Annotated in this window: 1 protein-coding gene; it reads left to right on the top strand. The window is 68.1% G+C overall.

Annotation, left to right across the window (positions count from 1 at the left end):
* The coding region (locus tag DMB66_RS62275; protein ID WP_158647755.1) for a hypothetical protein at nt 1-479 on the top strand (479 nt) is incomplete at its 5' end.
* Nucleotides 480-702 lie beyond the last annotated feature (223 nt).

Below are 702 nucleotides of genomic sequence, written 5' to 3'. Positions count from 1 at the left end.
ACGGGCGCCAGACCGGGATCTTCAACCGGCTCGAAGCGCTGGAATCCCATTCCGACGCCACTCTCGCTCGGGTGACTGGTGGCGGCTGGGACAACGCGAAGGGCATGGCAGTGACGCGTTCCGGCCAGCGGTCGACATGGGCGCCGCTTCCTCGCGGATCCATCGGCGCCCTGATCGACGTCGAGCACCTCATTGGTCAGGTCGCCAGCATGCTCGACGCCTTGACCGCCCTCGACCTGCCGCACGGTTCGCTGGTGATCCCAGCGATCGGTCTCGACCCCGCGACCATGATCTCCTACGGCAGCGTCGCCAAACCCGGCAACACCGCAGTCCTCGGCTTCGGCCAAACCGAACACATCCACGTCAATCCCGACGAGGCCATCGAGTACGACGCGGTTGTCACCCGCTCCGCCGACGTCGCGGCGGAACTCGTGGCCCGCCTCATTGCCGACCATCGGGCCAGTCCCGGTCTCCGCTGAACCCCCAGGAGGGCATGCCTGCGCCGAGGGACGGTGGGTGATCGAACGTCGTGCCCAGCGGGAGCAGACACCGAGAGAGGGCTGCGTGGCCGGCTGGATGTGATCAGTGTGAGCCTTACCGGTTCGAGGCGATTGGGCGCCGTGCCGTGTGGGTCTGTGGGGAGACCGGTCAGCCGTTCTCAGTCCAGCCGTCGTGGCCGGTGTCGCACCCGGCCGGAGGGCC

Source organism: Actinoplanes sp. ATCC 53533, assembly GCF_003947245.1.
The sequence above is the reverse complement of the archived record's forward strand: the minus strand, read 5'-3'. Positions and strand labels throughout refer to the sequence as shown.